Annotated in this window: 15 protein-coding genes and 1 tRNA gene; 2 read left to right on the top strand and 14 right to left on the bottom strand. The window is 68.5% G+C overall.

Going from position 1 to position 14298, the window contains the following annotated elements; genetic code table 11:
- Positions 1-2 precede the first annotated feature (2 nt).
- From VDQ18_RS08925 to VDQ18_RS08895, 7 genes are all read right to left on the bottom strand, one after another.
- Entirely contained in the window at positions 3-1595 is a 1593-nt protein-coding gene (locus tag VDQ18_RS08925) for a hypothetical protein (RefSeq protein ID WP_323020598.1), read from the bottom strand.
- Between the two features lie 382 nt (positions 1596-1977).
- On the bottom strand, positions 1978-2712 hold the full coding sequence (locus VDQ18_RS08920; protein WP_323020597.1) for an SDR family oxidoreductase: 735 nt from the start codon (positions 2710-2712) through the stop codon (positions 1978-1980).
- On the bottom strand, positions 2709-4028 hold the full coding sequence (locus VDQ18_RS08915) for an FAD-binding oxidoreductase (protein WP_323020596.1): 1320 nt from the start codon (positions 4026-4028) through the stop codon (positions 2709-2711). Before VDQ18_RS08915 ends, VDQ18_RS08920 begins: the two co-directional genes overlap by 4 nt.
- Positions 4028-4447, bottom strand: coding sequence for a GtrA family protein (locus VDQ18_RS08910; protein WP_323020595.1), 420 nt, complete (start codon positions 4445-4447; stop codon positions 4028-4030). Before VDQ18_RS08910 ends, VDQ18_RS08915 begins: the two co-directional genes overlap by 1 nt.
- The gene (locus VDQ18_RS08905; protein WP_323020594.1) at positions 4447-5883 is read right to left on the bottom strand and encodes a UbiA family prenyltransferase; all 1437 of its coding nucleotides are present in this window, start codon (positions 5881-5883) and stop codon (positions 4447-4449) included. The genes VDQ18_RS08910 and VDQ18_RS08905 overlap by 1 nt, the downstream gene beginning before the upstream one ends.
- A 168-nt stretch (positions 5884-6051) precedes the next feature.
- Complete coding sequence (gene arr / locus VDQ18_RS08900; protein ID WP_323020593.1) at positions 6052-6453, bottom strand: NAD(+)--rifampin ADP-ribosyltransferase; 402 nt, start codon at positions 6451-6453, stop codon at positions 6052-6054.
- Positions 6454-6603: 150 nt separating this feature from the next.
- Positions 6604-6679 (bottom strand) — tRNA-Thr (locus VDQ18_RS08895).
- Between the two features lie 140 nt (positions 6680-6819).
- On the opposite strand from VDQ18_RS08895, the gene VDQ18_RS08890 reads away from it, so the two are divergent.
- Positions 6820-7695, top strand: a complete 876-nt coding sequence (locus VDQ18_RS08890) for a hypothetical protein (RefSeq protein ID WP_323020592.1) — start codon at positions 6820-6822, stop codon at positions 7693-7695.
- 43 nt (positions 7696-7738) lie between these two features.
- Here the strand turns inward: VDQ18_RS08890 and VDQ18_RS08885 are convergent, their stop codons facing one another.
- Positions 7739-7993, bottom strand: a complete 255-nt coding sequence (locus VDQ18_RS08885) for a DUF2312 domain-containing protein (protein WP_323020591.1) — start codon at positions 7991-7993, stop codon at positions 7739-7741.
- 119 nt (positions 7994-8112) lie between these two features.
- On the opposite strand from VDQ18_RS08885, the gene VDQ18_RS08880 reads away from it, so the two are divergent.
- Positions 8113-8337, top strand: coding sequence for a hypothetical protein (locus tag VDQ18_RS08880; RefSeq protein WP_323020590.1), 225 nt, complete (start codon positions 8113-8115; stop codon positions 8335-8337).
- A gap of 31 nt (positions 8338-8368) precedes the next feature.
- On the opposite strand, the gene VDQ18_RS08875 is transcribed toward VDQ18_RS08880, so the two are convergent.
- From VDQ18_RS08875 to VDQ18_RS08850, 6 genes are all read right to left on the bottom strand, one after another.
- Entirely contained in the window at positions 8369-9160 is a 792-nt protein-coding gene (locus VDQ18_RS08875) for a phytanoyl-CoA dioxygenase (RefSeq protein ID WP_323020589.1), read from the bottom strand.
- Positions 9161-9406: 246 nt separating this feature from the next.
- Positions 9407-10492: a BMP family ABC transporter substrate-binding protein gene (locus VDQ18_RS08870; protein ID WP_323020588.1), complete on the bottom strand. Its 1086-nt coding sequence runs from the start codon at positions 10490-10492 to the stop codon at positions 9407-9409.
- Between the two features lie 48 nt (positions 10493-10540).
- Entirely contained in the window at positions 10541-11473 is a 933-nt protein-coding gene (locus VDQ18_RS08865; protein WP_107750326.1) for an ABC transporter permease, read from the bottom strand.
- A 1-nt stretch (position 11474) separates the two neighbouring features.
- Positions 11475-12575 carry an ABC transporter permease gene (locus tag VDQ18_RS08860; protein ID WP_323020587.1) on the bottom strand — a complete coding sequence of 367 codons (1101 nt, stop codon included), beginning with the start codon at positions 12573-12575 and terminating at the stop codon, positions 11475-11477.
- Complete coding sequence (locus VDQ18_RS08855) at positions 12562-14082, bottom strand: ABC transporter ATP-binding protein (protein WP_323020586.1); 1521 nt, start codon at positions 14080-14082, stop codon at positions 12562-12564. The genes VDQ18_RS08860 and VDQ18_RS08855 overlap by 14 nt, the downstream gene beginning before the upstream one ends.
- Positions 14079-14298: XdhC family protein (locus VDQ18_RS08850; protein ID WP_323020585.1), on the bottom strand; the 220-nt coding region annotated here is incomplete at its 5' end. The genes VDQ18_RS08855 and VDQ18_RS08850, both read right to left, overlap by 4 nt.

Raw genomic sequence — 14298 nt, 5'->3', positions numbered from 1 at the left:
GCTTAGTCCGCGAGCGCCAGAAGCTGGCGGTTGCTGATCGTGCCTTCGGACGACACCAGCCCCGCCATCCGGCTGTCCGACAGCAGGTCGCGCAGATCGACCGCGCGCCCGTTGACATAGGCCCGGCGCGAGACCAGCCGGATCCCGTGACTGTAATCGACGTATTGCGCCCCGTGCACCGTGCTCAGCGGCTGGATGGCGCGGCCATTGCGCTGATGCCAGCCATAGATCGCCACCCGGCCCGGGTTCGATTGCAGCCGGTTGGTCAGCACGAGGTCCTTCTTATGCCCGGACACCAGCTGCCCCAGCCGGGCGCCCGACTGGCGCATCTGTCCCTGAACGGTGGCATTGTGGCGCAGGAAGTAATTGGTCGAGGACATGGCCGAGGTCGGATCCATCGGCGCCGGGCTCAGATGGACATTGGCCTGCTGATAGATCGCGTCGACCATGCGGGTCGTGGGCAGCACCATGTCGAAGCGTTCGGCCACCTGCATCGCCGCGGGCAGGCCCAGCGGCACGCGGACGAAATCGCGGTCCGAGCCGACGGCCAGGTAATCGGGCGTCACGCAGATGGTGATGGTCATGCCGTTGCCCGAGAAGGTCACCGGCACCAGATCGCGCAGGAAATCCGGGACGTTACCGGCCAGAACTTCGGAAATGATCGCATTGTCGCGCTCGCGGCCGCCGGCATTGGTCAGCCGGCCGATCACGGCGCTGCCGTCGCCGGCACCACGGCTGCGGCGGGGGATGGCGCGGGTCAGATCGGCATCGCAGCTGGCGCTGCGGGCGCCCCGGGTCAGGGCCGGGATTTCGAGGACGGCGGGGGCGGCCTGCGGCATATCCGTCGTGGCGCGGCCCAGATCGAGCGAGGCGAGGCGTGTCACCGTTTCCGGCCGGGGCTGCGGGGTGCGCGAGCGGATCAGGCCGGTCGCCTCGCCGATCGCGGCGAAGAGCGAGGGCGATTGTTCGGGCACCGGTTCCTCGGCCACCGGGGCGGCAAGGGCCGGGCGCGGGCGCGGCAGCAGCGAGCGGGTCGGCGCGTGCAGCGCGGCCAGGGCCAGCGGATCGGCGGGGACCTCGGGCGTGGCAGCGGGGACCTCAGGCGCCGCAGCGGTGGCGGCAGCCAGGGCAGGGCGCCGGGGCGGGGTCACGCGCGGCGGGCCTTCGCGGGTGGCGATCTGCGGCACCGGCTGCGGTTCGGCCTGCGTCTCAGGCGCGGCCACCACCACGGCGGGCGCAGGAGCGGCCTCGACCGGGGCGCTGGCCACCGGCGCCTGCGGCCGGGTGGCGCCGGGCTGACGGCGCGGCAGCACCGGGTCCAGCGCGTAATCGGGCGCGGCGAAGGGGCTCTCGCCGGTGCTGGACAGCGAGGAGAGCCAGATGCGCGGCCCCTCACCCCCGGTGCCTTGCCGGTGGTCCAGACCCAGCGATGGCCCCAGCGAGGCCACTGCCACCGAACCCGGGCGGGCGGGTTCGGCATGCCACAACGCCTGAGCGCCGACCGCGATCAGCGCCAGTGCCCCCAGACCGGTGGCGGCAAGCGTGATCTGTCCCGCACTCGCGAAGAGGCGCGCCTTTGCGGCACGCGGTTCCATTCTGTCCCTCGTCATGCTTCAGGCTTACCCACCTTTGTGTGAACCGGCAACAAATCTATCCACAGGCCCGGCCGGGATCGGCGGCGCCTTGCCGATGCCGCAGCGCAGAAAGTCGCGACGAAACCGGGTGGCCGCAAAGCGAAAGCAACCGCGCCCCAGAGCGTTTCGCTTTCGTCCCTGACGATCAGGATCTGTGTGCCATGCAGACTGCCCGCAGGAGCTTACCCTGCGGTGAACGCGACCCGACCGAGGCCGCGCTGCCTGTCTGCGATTTGCGATAAATTGCCCGGGCCGCCTGTCCGGTGAGGAAGGCGAAGAAACGGCCACGCCCCTCCGTCCTCACCGGACAGCCTTGCCACCCGGTGAGCGGAGCCTGCAATGCCTAGAGCCGCGTGCGCTTGAACAGGATCTCGGGCAGGGCGGTGATGATCTGCATGACCAGCCGCCAGACTGGCTTCACATAGATCACGTCGCGGCGGTGCTTTTCGGCCTGCCAGATCGCCTCGGCCACCTGCTCGGGCAGGGCGGTGAGGCGCGGGTTGAGGTCCATGCCCTCGGTCATCCTTGTGGCGACGAAGCCGGGTTTCACGGTGATGACGTGCAGGTCGGTGCCGTGGAAGCGGTTCCTGAGCCCGCTGAGGAAGGCCGTGAACCCCGCCTTGGCCGAGCCATAGACATAGTTCGAGGCCCGGCCCCGGTCGCCCGCCACCGAGGAGATGCCGATCAGCACGCCATGCCCGCGCAGGGCCATCCGGTCGGCCAGCAGGCCGAGGATCAGCGCCGGCCCCTCGTAATTCGAGCGCATGACCAGCGCGGCGGCCTGCGGGTCCTTTTCGCTGGTGCCCTGGGTGCCCATGAAGCCCACGGCGCAGATCACCGTATCGGGCAGCGCGGGCAGGGCGTCGACGAAAGGCGCGAAGCCCGCGGTGTCCAGGACGTCGAAACGGTGGATGCTGACCTTGACCCGGTGGCGCAGGCGCAGATCCTGCGCGTCGGCCTCCAGCGCCTCGGGGTCGCGGCCCGCCAGTTGCAGCGTGTAACCCTCGGCGCCGTAGCGATGGGCGCAGGCGCGGGCGATGTCCGACGAGGCGCCGAGGATCAGGGCAACGCCGCTCACAGCCCCAGCCTCGTTGCCTGGGCCGAGGTGAAGGACTGCGCGAGGCCCGTCTCTCGGCGCATCTCGGCGAAGGCCTGCCAGCGGGGGTCCGTCCGGCGCAGCGTCTCGGCCGAGATCCGGCTGTCCTTGGCCAGGTAGAAGCGGCCGCCGAAATCGGCGGTGATGCGGTCGAGGTCGGGCATCAGATCGAGGCTCCGGTGTGTGACGGGGAAATCGAGGGCCAGGGTATAGCCCTCCATCGGGAAGGAGAGGGCGCTTTCCTGCGGGCCGAAGCGTTTCAGCACCGCCAGGAACGAGCCCGCACCGCTGCGGGTGATGGCGTCGAGGATGGCGCGCAGGCCTTCGGCCTTCGTCTCCAGCGGCACGACGCATTGGAATTGCATGAAGCCGCGGCGGCCGTATATCCGGTTCCAGTCGCGGATCGCATCGAGCGGGTAGAAGAACGGCTCCCATCCGGTGAGCGAGGTCCCGGCGCCGCGCTTGCCCATGAAGTAATAGAGCTCGTTGAAGGCGCGGATGGTCCAGGGGTTCAGCACGAAGCCGGGGAAGTCGAAGGGCACCCGGGGGCTCAGATGCCCGCGCGCGGCAAAGGGCTGGGCGCGTTTGGCGGGCGGCAGGTCCGAAAGCCGGGCGTGTTCGCCATTCATGACGATGGACCGGCCCATCCGCGCCCCGGTCGCGGCGCAATCGATCCAGGCCATGGAATAGGTGGCGTCGTAGGTCGCCTCGAAGGCCTCCAGCGCCGCCTCCAGATTGGGCGCGGCCAGCGTCGTCTGCCGGATCCAGCCGCTTTCCACCCGCTTCAACCGGATCGCCGCCCGCAGGATGAAGCCGCTGAGCCCCATCCCGCCCAGTGTCCAGTGGAAGAGCTGGGCGTTCTCGGTCCGCGAGCAGCGGGTGACCTGGCCTTCGGGCCCCATCAGGTCGATCCAGTCGACGAAGGCGCCGAACGAGCCCTCGGCATGGTGGTTCTTGCCGTGCACATCCGCGGCGATGGCGCCGCCGAGCGAGACGAATTGCGTCCCCGGCGTGACGGAGGGGAACCAGCCCAAGGGCAGGAAGGCCTTGATGATCGCGCCCAGCGTCACGCCCGCTTCGGCGACCAACTGGCCGGTCGCGGCGTCAAAGGCCAGCATCCGGTCGAGGTGTCGGGTCGAGACCGCATGCGCGCCGATCGCCGGATCGCCATAGGCGCGGCCCATGCCGCGCGGCGTGATGCCGCCGCCGCTCAGCAGTGCCGCAAGCTCGGCCTCGGTGCGGGGAGTGCTGAGCCTGCCCTCGGCGCGCGGATATCGGCCCCAGCCTGACAGCTGCATCACAGATCCCCCGCTCGGGGCGCGAAGGTGATGCGCCGGTCGAGTTGGTATTTCACCACATATCCCACCATCAGTCCCAGAAGCGCGCCGATCTCGCGCGCCTCATGCGTGCCGAACCACAGCCAGAAGCCGGTCTCGGCGCCCCAGAACAGCGCCGTCGTGACGCCGCCCATGATCGTGTAGAGGGTGAACTTGAGGCCATGCGCTTTCAGCCCCGTCTCGTCGTCGCCGAAGATCCAGCGCTTGTCGAGGACATACTTGACCACCAGCCCCACCGCCGTGCCCGCCAGAACCGCGATCAGGTAGCGGCCCGGCCGGTCGCCACCCATCAGCACCAGCCGCTGCGCGCCCAGATTGGCCGCCGTCGCCAGCACGGCAAAAAGGCTGTAGCGCCAGAGCAGGGTCCATCCGCTGACCATCAGAGAACCTTCGCGCCGACGAAGAGCGCGCCGATGATCGCCACGCTGATCAGGCTGGCCGGGTCGCGGGCGGCAAAGACCGTGGGGTCGTCGTGCATCCGGCCCCGGCTCGCCACCAGCACCATGCGCGACACCCAGTAGAGCAGCACCAGGCACGCGGCCCAGAGCAGCAGCGGGTGGTGGTAGAGCATCAGCACCTCGGGCTCGTTGAGATAGAGCATCAGCACCAGAACCGCGACGAAGCCCGAGGCCGTGGCCATCTGCGTCACCACCGCCAGATCGCTGACCCGGTAACCGCGCCCGGCCGCCGCGGTCACGTTGCGCTGCGCCATGTCCACGAGTTCGGCCTGCCGCTTGACCGCCGCCAGCGAGAAGAACAGGAACGCCGAGAATGCCAGCAGCCAGACCGACAGGTCGATGCCCGAGGCCGCGCCCCCGGCGATGACCCGCATGGTATAGAGGCTGGCCAGAAGCGCGATGTCGATGATCGGCTGGCGCTTGAGCCAGAGCGAATAGGCGACGGTCAGGATGTAATAGCCCCCCAGCACCAGCAGGAAGAGGGGCGGCAGGAAAATGGCCACGCCGATCCCGGCCAGCAGCAGCGCGGGCACCATCAGCATCCCGCTTCGGAGCGGCAGCGCGCCCGAAGCCAGCGGACGCAGCCGTTTCCTCGGATGGGCCCGGTCCGAGGCGATGTCGAGCAGGTCGTTCAGCAGATAGACCGACGAGGCGACGAGGCTGAAGGCCACCACCGCCAGAAGGCTGGGCAGCAGCGCGCCGGCGTTGAAATCATGCGCAGCAATCATCGGGAAGAAGATCAGCGCGTTCTTGAACCATTGGTGCGGCCGCATCGCCCTGAGCGCCGCGGGCAGCAGCGAGCGCGGCGGGGCCAGGTGGCGGGAATTGGGGTGCAGGCCCTCGACCCGGGCGCGCAGCGGCAGGGGCAGGCCCACGGTGACTGCGCCCGCCGCATCGCGCCAGACCGGCAGATCGGCGCTGCTGTCGCCGGCATAGACATAGCCGCCCTTGCCATATTCGGCACGAAGCAGCGCCGCTTTCGCCTCGCCCTTGAGGTTGGTGGTGCCGTTCGAGCCATGCACCTCGTCGAAGACGCCCAGATGGTTGGCGATGGCATGGGCGATGGATTGATCCGCCGCCGTCACCAGCGCCACCCGGCCGCCCTCGGCGCGCCAGCGGGCGATCTCGTCCAGGACTTCGGCCGAATAGGGCAGGGTGGCGGGATCGGGGGCGCCCAGCGTCGCCAGCCGGGCCTTCAGCGCCGCCTTGCCCCGGGCCAGCGCCGCCAGCGCTGCCAGTGGCGTGCGCCAGTCGCGCGAAAAGGCGGACCAGAAACTCTCGTACAGCATGTCCGAGCGCACCAGCGTTCCGTCCAGATCCACGACCAGCAGCGGCCGGGTATCTTTCATGTGATCCATCAAGGGCGTTCCTGTGCGCAAGCCAGCCTGCGGGTGGTCCGACATTCGCATGCCCCGGGAAGGCGGCGCAAGGGGGGCGGGATGCGGTCAATTGCGCGGCAGAAGGGGGCGGGAGATGCGGCGATCGGCGCCGGTCCTGGGCGGGTGCCGCGCCGAGGGGCCCCGGCGTCAGTTGATGATTTCGCCGGTGATGGCGGCGATCCGGGTGCGCCAGGCGGCGCGCTCCTCCGGGGTGAGGCGGGTCCAGCCCTCCAGCTCGCCGACGATTCTGAGCGAGGCGGCGCTGCGGTAGGAGCGCGTCGGATTGCCCGGGAATTTCTTGTCGGTGACGTTCGGATCGTCCTCGAACGGGCCGGTCGGGGTGACGATATAGACCCGCTCGCGCGCCTCGCCCGGGGCCAGCGCCGCGGCCAGCGCTGCCGGGGCGGGCAGGGCGGTGAAATAGACATGGTTCATGCGGATCGAGGGGCGATAATTCGACGGATGCCCCGCGACCAGCAGATCGCCGATCCTCAGGTCGGCGCGCGTGCCGTGATAGAAGGGGCCGGTATCGGCGGGGGGCTGGGGCATCGGGCCTCTCCGTGGCTGAGGCCGTCATTCAAGGGGGAAAGGTGCCCGCCGATCAATTCTTGAAGGGATTTTTCTTGTCCCCATATCAAGGGGGGCAGGGTGAGGCCGCGCACCCGGATGCGGCGACAGGCTCCTGTGGCCCCTCGGACCTGGTGCCGGTGGAGGGACTCGAACCCCCGACCTTCGCTTTACAAGAGCGTTGCTCTACCAACTGAGCTACACCGGCGCCCGGGTGTGATAGCGGCATTCCCGGGGCCGGACAAGCGGCAGAACGCGCGAAGGCCTTGCCCCGGCGGGCTTTTCGCCGCGGAGGCTTTCCGGGGATCGGCCTTGCCAGCCAGACCCCGCACGGGCTAGATCGCGGCCATGGAGATAGCCCTTCACCTCGGCGCGCATCTGACCGACCAGGACCATCTGGTGCGCTGCCTGATGCGCAACCGCGGGCCGCTTCTGGCCCAGGGGATCGCCGTGCCCGGCCCCGGCCGCTATCGCCAGCAGCTGCGGCAATTGGCCTTCGACATGCGCGGGCACGAAACCAATGCCCAGACCCAGGAAGCACTGCTCGACGGGATCCTGGATGAGGACAATGTCCGCCGGGTGGTGTTCTCGTCCGACAATTTCCTGGCGATGTCGAAATGGGCCCTGAACGCCGGGCAGCTGTACCACGCGGCGGGCGAACGGGTGCAGATGCTGCGCCACCTCTTCCCCGAGGCGCGGCTGGAGCTGTTCCTGGGCCTGCGCAACCCCGCGACCTTCCTGCCGGCGCTGCTGGCGGCGGACGAGACGGGCGCGGTGCGCAAGCAGATCGAGGAGGCGGATCTGGCGACCATCCGCTGGTCGAACACGGTGACGCAGATCCTGGAGGCCGCGCCGGGCGTCAGCCTGACGGTCTGGGCCGACGAGGATACGCCGCTTCTGTGGCCCGAGGTGCTGCGCGCGGTCTCGGGCCACGCGCCGGGGATGGATCTGGCGGGCTGGCTGGCCTGGTATCACCGGCTGGTGACGCCCGCCGGTCACGCCGCCATGCGCCGCTGGTTCGAACAGAACCCGCCGATGGACGATGCGGCGCGGCGGCGGATGCTGGCGGCGCTGCTGGCCCGCTTCGTCAAGCCCGAGGCGATGGAAAGCGACCCGCTGCCGCCCGGCTGGACCGAGGATACGGACGATGCGCTCAGCGATCTCTACGACGAGGATCTGGACCTGATCGCCGCCCTGCCGGGGGTCACGCTGCTGGAGCCGTGACGCCTGGTAGGATGGGCAATATTGCCCATCCTACGGGTCCCGCTCATTGCATGCCGAGCGCGGCCTTGTAGAGGTCGAGCACCGCTTCTTCCTCGGCGATCTCGTCGGGCTTCTTCTTGCGCAGCGCGATGATCTTGCGCAGCGCCTTGGTGTCGTAGCCGCGGCCCTTGGCTTCGGCCATCACTTCCTTCTGCTGGTCGGTGATGTCCTTCTTCTCGGCCTCGAGATGTTCGTAGCGCTCCACGAACGAGCGCAGCTCGTCGGCGGTGACGTCATAGGCGGAATCGGTGCTGCTCATGATCGGCCTCTTCTGTGTCCGGGTCTCAGACCCCGTCCCTAGCGCGGCGGCGCGCGCCGAGCAAGGCGCTTGCCCGGCGGGTTTCGGCGGGGTAGAGGGCCGCAACGACAGGAGACATCATGAACACGGGCGATCTGTTGATCTGGGGCGGCGCCGCCGTCACGCTGGCCGGGGTGATCGGGCTTTTCGCCTGCGTGGTCTACGCGCTGAAGGTGCGCCGGGCGGGGCTGGAGGACGAGGCGATGCGCAAGGCGCTGCAGCGCGGCGTCGTCTGGAACATGGCCGCGCTCTTCGTCTCGGTCCTGGGGCTGATGGCGGTGATCATGGGGATCACGCTGGGCTGACCCCGCCTCCGGCGGCGGGGCCGTTGGTCTTTCAGACGCTCAGCCCGCAGGCCCGCCGGATGGCGATCTGCACGGGCGAGGGCGGCTTGGCCGGATCGAAGCCTCCGGACGGCAGCAGCGCCGGCTGCGCCATGAACCGCGGTTCCGTGCCCTCATGCCGTTGCGCGGCATGGACCAGGAACGGGTGGCACAGATAGACGGTCCCCGGCGCGCCGGTGGCCAGCGTCTCGGGGCATTCCCGCGTCGAGGCATAGCCCTCCGCCGACAGCTCCCGCAGGCTCAGCCCCGCCTCGCCCGCAGGGAGCAACTCGCGGGCGATCACCCGATGCGAACCCTTGCGGATCCGGGTCGGCGCGTCGCGCGGCCCGACTTCCGAGAAGAGGAACAGCATCAGCAGCGCCCGCCCGCGGCTGGTGACATTGACCCGCCATTCCATGAAATCCGGGTTCTCGGTTCCGAAGCTCACATCCACATGCCAGCCCTCATCCCCGGCAGGCACGGGCGACGGAAAGCGGATCGGGAAGGAGCCGAGGCCCTGCGGCCTCAGCCAGCGCCCCGCCCCGACCAGCGCGTCACAGGCGGCATGCAGGCGCGGGGTATTGGCGGCCTCGACAAAGGGGGGCGAAGATTTCCAGCCGATGCGGATGACCGGTTGGGTCCAGCCCGCGGGATCGTCGGGCGACAGGCCGGTATCGGCCCAGAGGGCATCGCGGCAGGTGCGGGCGAGTTCGGGGCTGAAGGCGCCCTCCAGCCTGACGAAACCATCTGCGATGAAGTCTTCGACCTGACGCGCGGTCAGGTCCGGGGTTTGGGAAAGGGGCATGTCATCTCTTCCTGATCGGCCATCGCAGGGCGAGGCCGTTTCGAAACCTGAGGCGCCGGGGCGCCAGCGACGGGATCGCTCAGGCCAGGGGGAAGAAGGAGGACATGCTCATCATGAGGTCAAAACTACCAGCGGCAGGACAGCGGATCAAGCGCGGCCCCGGTCCACAGGCAAGGCGCCGCCGGTGCGGGACAGGGAAAAGCCCCCGAAGCAGGCTTCGGGGGCTTTCTGTTCTCAGAGGCTGCCTCAGTTCGGGATATCGCCCGAGATGCCTTCAACGTAGAAGTTCATCCCCAGGAGCGTGCCGTCATCGGCGACCTCGCCCTCGGCCAGCCAGGCCGAACCGTCCTGCTTGTTCAGCGGGCCGGTGAAGGGGTGATAGCTGCCGTCGCGGATCGACTCGATCAGCGCGTTGGCTTCTTCCTGCACCTCGGCCGGGATCCGGTCGTTGAAGGGGGCGAAGGTCACTTCATCCTCGGGGATGCCGCTCCAGACGTTGTCGGCGGCCCAGGTGCCGTCGATCTTCTCCTGGATGCGCTTGACGTAATAGGGCGCCCAGTTGTCGATGATCGCCGTCAGGTGCACGTCGGGGGCGAATTGCGTCATGTCCGAGGCCTGGCCGAAGGCCAGCGCGCCACGCTGCTGGGCCACGCTCAGGGGCGCGGTCGAGTCAGTGTGCTGCATGAGGATATCGCAGCCCTGCTCGATCAGCGCCTCGGCGGCGGCGGCTTCCTGCGCCGGGTCGAACCAGGAATAGGCCCAGACGACGCTCAGCGTGATGTCGGGGTTCACCTTCTTGGCGTGGATATAGGCGGCGTTGATGCCCATGATCACTTCGGGGATCGGGAACGAGGCGATGTAGCCGATCTTGTTGGTCTGGGTCATGCGCCCGGCGATGGTGCCGATGACCGCGCGGCCCTCGTAGAAGCGCGCATTATAGAGCGAGACGTTCGGCGCCTCCTGCAGGTAGCCGGTCGCGTGTTCGAAGGCGATGTCCGGGAAGCGCTGCGCCACGGCGTTGAGCGAGGGGCCATAGCCGAAGGAGGTCGCGAAGATCATGTTCGCGCCCGACAGCGCCATCTGCGTCATGATGCGCTCGGCATCGGGGCCCTCGGGTACGTTGTCGACGTAGAAGGTCTCGACCGCATCGCCGAAATGCTCCTGCGCGGTCAGGCGGGCCTGATCGTGGGCATAGGTCCAGCCGAAGTCGCCGGGCGGGCCGATATAGACGAAACCGACCTTGAGGGGCGTCTGCGCCCGAGCCTTCGAGCCCAGCGTCGCGGCCAGACCCAGCGCCGCGGCCGAGGTCGCGAGGAGTTCTCTGCGTTTCATACTCTACTCTCCGTGTTGGCGGACGGGGGCGCCCGCATAGTCAACCGCTTATCCGGCGGCGTGGAAGGACCGTCCCAGCGAACCGGGGGCGGCAAGGGTTCTGCGTGTCCGATTCGACGACATCACGACCAGGACAAGGATGGTGATGATGTAGGGGCTCATGGCAAGATACTCGACCGGAATTCGGTAGCCCGCGGCTTGCAGATTAAGCTGCAACACCATGATTCCGCCGAAAAGATAGGCACCCGCCAGCACCCGCCAGGGTTTCCATGATGCAAAAACGACCAAAGCCAGGGCGATCCAGCCTGCGCCCGCGGTCATGCCCTCGGTCCATTGCGGGACCCGCACCAGGCTCAGATAGGCGCCGCCCAGCCCGGCGCAGGCGCCGCCGAACAGGATGGCCAGGATGCGCACGCGCTTGACCTTGTAGCCCAGCGCATGGGCGCTGTCATGGTTCTCGCCCACCGCACGCAGGACGCGCCCGCCGCGGGTGTAGTTCAGCCAGTACCAGACCGCCGCCACCAGGAAGAGCGAGACATAAACTAGGATGTCATGGCCGAAGAGGATGCGGCCGACCACCGGCAGGTCGCTGAGAAAGCCGAAATTCAGCTTCTCGGTCCGGGGCGGGACGATGCCGACATAGCTCTGCCCCAGGAGCGCCGAGAACCCGAGCCCGAACAGCGTCAGCGCCAGACCCGAGGCGACCTGATTGGCCATCAGCACCTGCGTCAGCAGGGCGAAGATCAGCGACACCGCGGCGCCCGCGACGATGGCGGCAAGCATGCCCAGGATCGGGCTGCCGGTCGTCACCGCCGCGGCAAAGCCCGAGACGGCGCCGACGATCATCATCCCCTCGACGCCCAGGTTCAGGACGCCCGCCTTTTCCACTACCAATTCGCCGATGGCCGCCAGCAGGATGGGCGTCGCCGCCACCATCAGCGAGGCGATCAGGACGACGGGATTGATCGAACCGAAATCCATGTCAGACACCCTCCGAGGTGGCGCGTTGCGGCAGGAACAGCCGGACGCGGTAATTGGACAGCACATCCAGCGCCAGCAGGAAGAACAGCAGCATCCCCTGGAAGACCTGGATCGCCGCGGCGGGCAGGTTCAGCATGAATTGCGCCAGCTCGCCGCCGATATAGGTCAGCGCCAGCAGGAGCCCTGCGAGCACGATGCCGATGGGATTGAGCCGGCCGAGGAAGGCGACGATGATCGCCGTGAAGCCATAGCCCGCGTTGAAGTCGATGGAGATGAGGCGCGCAGGCCCCGCGACCTCGAACATGCCGGCCATGCCGGCGAAGGCGCCCGAGATCCCCATGCACATCAGGACCAGCCGCGCCGGGGCGACCCCGGCAAAGCGCGCCGCGCGGGGCGCCTGACCCGCCAGCTGCACCTGAAAGCCCAGGATATGCCGTTGCAGCATGATATAGGTGAAGAGGACGGCGATGAAGGCCGCGACTCCCCCCCAATGCAGCCCGGTCCCGGCAAAGATCTCGTGGTTGGCGGCCGAGGCATATTGGTTGATGTTGCGCGATCCGGGGAAACCGGCGCCCTGCGGGTTGCGCATGAAGCCGGTGGCAGCGGCGGCCAGCAGTTTCTCGGCGACATAGACCAGAAGCAGCGAGACGAGGATCTCGTTGGTGTTGAATCTGGTGCGCAGGATGGCCGGGATCATCGCCCAGGCCCAGCCGCCCAGAGCGCCCGCCACGATCATCAGCGGGAAGACCAGCACCGATTCCGCGGGGTAGAAGGCCAGCGCCACCGCCGCCGCGCAGAGGGCGCCGACGATGTACTGCCCCTCGGCGCCGATGTTCCAGATCCCGGCCCGGAAGCCGATCGACAGGCCCACGGCGATCAGGATCAGCGGCCCCGCCTTGACCAGCAGCTGCGGCCGCGAATAGGCCGCGAATTGCTCGCTGAACAAGGGATCCCAGAAGATCAGCTTGATCGCCTCGAACGGGTTCTTGCCGAGGATGGTGAACAGGATGCCACCGGCGACCATGGTGAGCAGCACGGCGACGACCGGGGTGGCGTAGTTCCACGCCTTCGACGGCGAGGGGCGTCTTTCAAGCCGCAACATCGGTCTCTCCCGTTTCCGCACCGCCCAGCATCAGGCCGATCTGGTCCATGGTCAGCCCCTGCACCGGTCGTGGTGCGCTGAGCCTGCCGCCGTTCAGTGCCGCGAAATTGTCCGCGACTTCAAGGATTTCGTCGAGGTCCTGACTGATGACGACCACCGCCGCCCCGGCCTGCGCCAGATCCAGCAGTGCCTGCCGGATCGCAGCCGCGGCCGAGGCATCGACGCCCCAGGTCGGCTGGTTCACCACCAGCACCGAAGGCCGTTGCAGGATCTCACGCCCGATGACGAATTTCTGCAGGTTCCCGCCCGAGAGCGCCCGCGCCGCGACCCAGGGACCGGGGGTGCGCACATCGAAACGTTCGATGACCTTTTCGGCGAAACTCCGGGCCTTGCCCCAGCTGACGAAGCCCCGGCTCACCAGCTTCTCGCGCCAGGCGCCGGTGAGCAGCGCGTTTTCCGTCAGGCTCATGTCGGGGGCGGCTGCGTGGCCCAGTCGCTCTTCGGGCGCGCAAAGGAGACCCAGCGCCCGGCGCGCGTTCGGCCCGTAGTGCCCGACCGGATCGCCCGCCATCCGCACCGCTTCGGCCGGGGCGCGGATTTCGCCCGAGAGCGCACCCAGCAGTTCGTCCTGCCCATTGCCCGCGACCCCGCCGATGCCCAGGATCTCGCCCGCCCGCACTGTCATCGACACGCCCTTGAGCGAGGTGCCGAATTGCGAGGGCGAGGCGACCGAAAGCTCGGCGACCTCAAGCAGCATCTTGCCGGGCTGCGCAGCGGGGCGGGACGGCGTGTGCAGGGTCTGTCCGACCATCATCTCGGCCAGCGACCGCGCGCTTTCCTGTCGCGGATCGGCCCGGCCCACCACCTTGCCCAGCCTGAGCACGGTCGCATTCTCACACAGCGAGCGGATTTCTTCGAGCTTGTGCGAAATATAGAGGATCGAGCGCCCCTCGGCCCTGAGCTGGCGCAGGGTCCTGAACAGGATCTCCACTTCCTGCGGGGTCAGGACCGAGGTCGGCTCGTCCATGATCAGCAGCTGCGGGTTCTGCAGCAGGCAGCGGATGATCTCGACCCGCTGACGTTCGCCGGCCGAGAGGTCGCCGACCATCCGCGACGGGTCCAGCGGCAGGCCGTAATTGTTCGACACCTCGGTGATCCGCGCCGCCAGCTCGCGGATGGGCGGCGGGTTGTCCATCCCCAGCGCCACGTTCTCGGCCACGTCCATGGCGTCGAACAGGCTGAAATGCTGGAAGACCATGGCGACGCCGGTGGCGCGGGCCTGGGCCGGGGCGTGCGGCGCATAGGGCTGGCCGCGCCAGAGCATGGTGCCCTCGTTCGGCCGGATCAGCCCGTAGATGGCCTTGACCAGCGTGGATTTCCCCGCGCCGTTCTCGCCCAGAAGCGCGTGAACCTCGCCCTCGCCGATGTCGAAGGTGACGTCCTTGTTGGCGACGACGCCGGGATAGACCTTGGTCAGGCCCTGGATGGACAGCAGGGGTGGGGTCAACGGACGGCCTCTCTGGCTGGGGCAAGGGCGGGCCGGGCAAGCAGCTCGGCGGCGACGGAAATGGCGATGGCCTGCGGGTGCTTGCCCAGGGCGGGATCGCCGATCGGGCAGCGGATACGGGCGATGTCCTGCGGCGCGTGTCCCAGCGCCTTCAGGCGGCTCTGGAACCGCGCCCATTTCGAGGCGCTGCCGATCAGCCCGCAGGCCCCGAAGCCA

Source organism: Pararhodobacter sp. (genome assembly GCF_034676075.1).
Lineage (GTDB): Bacteria > Pseudomonadota > Alphaproteobacteria > Rhodobacterales > Rhodobacteraceae > Pararhodobacter.
This window is presented reverse-complemented; position numbering and strand designations above follow the sequence as displayed.

What these genes read in the sequence shown, in the direction of transcription:
- VDQ18_RS08925 (WP_323020598.1), bottom strand. Translation starts at nt 1,595, where the DNA reads ATGGAACCGCGTGCCGCAAAGGCGCGCCTCTTCGCGAGTGCGGGACAG.
- VDQ18_RS08915 (WP_323020596.1), bottom strand. Translation starts at nt 4,028, where the DNA reads ATGCAGCTGTCAGGCTGGGGCCGATATCCGCGCGCCGAGGGCAGGCTC.
- VDQ18_RS08910 (WP_323020595.1), bottom strand. Translation starts at nt 4,447, where the DNA reads ATGGTCAGCGGATGGACCCTGCTCTGGCGCTACAGCCTTTTTGCCGTG.
- VDQ18_RS08905 (WP_323020594.1), bottom strand. Translation starts at nt 5,883, where the DNA reads ATGGATCACATGAAAGATACCCGGCCGCTGCTGGTCGTGGATCTGGAC.
- arr (WP_323020593.1), bottom strand. Translation starts at nt 6,453, where the DNA reads ATGCCCCAGCCCCCCGCCGATACCGGCCCCTTCTATCACGGCACGCGC.
- VDQ18_RS08890 (WP_323020592.1), top strand. Translation starts at nt 6,820, where the DNA reads ATGGAGATAGCCCTTCACCTCGGCGCGCATCTGACCGACCAGGACCAT.
- VDQ18_RS08885 (WP_323020591.1), bottom strand. Translation starts at nt 7,993, where the DNA reads ATGAGCAGCACCGATTCCGCCTATGACGTCACCGCCGACGAGCTGCGC.
- VDQ18_RS08880 (WP_323020590.1), top strand. Translation starts at nt 8,113, where the DNA reads ATGAACACGGGCGATCTGTTGATCTGGGGCGGCGCCGCCGTCACGCTG.
- VDQ18_RS08875 (WP_323020589.1), bottom strand. Translation starts at nt 9,160, where the DNA reads ATGCCCCTTTCCCAAACCCCGGACCTGACCGCGCGTCAGGTCGAAGAC.
- VDQ18_RS08870 (WP_323020588.1), bottom strand. Translation starts at nt 10,492, where the DNA reads ATGAAACGCAGAGAACTCCTCGCGACCTCGGCCGCGGCGCTGGGTCTG.
- VDQ18_RS08865 (WP_107750326.1), bottom strand. Translation starts at nt 11,473, where the DNA reads ATGGATTTCGGTTCGATCAATCCCGTCGTCCTGATCGCCTCGCTGATG.
- VDQ18_RS08860 (WP_323020587.1), bottom strand. Translation starts at nt 12,575, where the DNA reads ATGTTGCGGCTTGAAAGACGCCCCTCGCCGTCGAAGGCGTGGAACTAC.